At 66.4% G+C, this 250-nt stretch carries 1 protein-coding gene; it reads left to right on the top strand.

Translation table 11 applies throughout. The features are described 5' to 3' along the window. Positions 1 to 28: 28 nt before the first annotated feature. Positions 29 to 250: IS66 family insertion sequence element accessory protein TnpB (gene tnpB / locus AU465_RS32730; protein ID WP_246506618.1), on the top strand; the 222-nt coding region annotated here is incomplete at its 3' end.

The raw sequence follows: 250 nt of genomic DNA, 5'->3' as shown, positions 1-250 counted from the left end.
GATCGGGCCAGCGGGAGCGGTCAAGGTCATGGTGGCGACGAAGCCGGTCGATTTCCGCAAGGGAGCGGAAGGTCTGGCAGCGCTCGTGCGCGAGGCGATGGGCGCGGATCCGTTCTCGGGCGCGGTCTACGTGTTCCGGGCCAAGCGCGCCGACCGCATCAAGCTCGTCTACTTCGACGGCACGGGCGTATGCTTGTTCGCCAAGCGGCTGGAGGATGGCAAGTTCTGCTGGCCGGGCATTACCGATGGT

It is taken from the genome of Mesorhizobium silamurunense, from assembly GCF_014843905.1.
Classification (GTDB): domain Bacteria; phylum Pseudomonadota; class Alphaproteobacteria; order Rhizobiales; family Rhizobiaceae; genus Mesorhizobium; species Mesorhizobium silamurunense.
Note: the sequence above shows the minus strand (reverse complement) of the source record. Positions and strands in the feature narration are given on the sequence as shown.